The sequence below is a fragment of the Enterococcus sp. C53 genome (assembly GCF_040887425.1).
Taxonomy (GTDB): Bacteria; Bacillota; Bacilli; order Lactobacillales; family Enterococcaceae; genus Enterococcus_B; species Enterococcus_B hirae.
Window position 1 is genome coordinate 1 of sequence record NZ_JBFOFT010000036.1, and the last position, 384, is coordinate 384.

The 384-nt window shown below is 52.6% G+C and carries 4 tRNA genes; all 4 read right to left on the minus strand.

From position 1 onward, the window contains the following. Positions 1 to 19: 19 nt before the first annotated feature. A tRNA-Ile gene (locus AB3I42_RS14055) sits at positions 20 to 93 on the minus strand. A gap of 14 nt (positions 94 to 107) precedes the next feature. Beyond that, positions 108 to 181 (minus strand) — tRNA-Met (locus AB3I42_RS14060). 28 nt (positions 182 to 209) lie between these two features. Continuing rightward, positions 210 to 282: transfer RNA gene (locus tag AB3I42_RS14065), tRNA-Ala, on the minus strand. 19 nt (positions 283 to 301) lie between these two features. Then, positions 302 to 375 (minus strand) — tRNA-Pro (locus AB3I42_RS14070). Positions 376 to 384 lie beyond the last annotated feature (9 nt).

Here is a 384-nt window from a genome sequence, read left to right on the forward strand (position 1 = left end):
GGAACTTACAACGTCACTATGGACCTTGTAGGACTCGAACCTACGACCGGACGGTTATGAGCCGTCTGCTCTAACCAACTGAGCTAAAGGTCCAGGCTCTTTAAAAATCGCGGCGGAGGGGATCGAACCCCCGACCTCCCGGGTATGAACCGGACGCTCTAGCCAGCTGAGCTACACCGCGAAAAAAGATATTCATTATTCAAATGAAATGGAGCCTAGCGGGATCGAACCGCTGACCTCCTGCGTGCAAAGCAGGCGCTCTCCCAGCTGAGCTAAGGCCCCGTGTGAAAATTATTATCTATCGGGAAGACAGGATTCGAACCTGCGACCCCTTGGTCCCAAACCAAGTGCTCTACCAAGCTGAGCTACTTCCCGTTGATATAA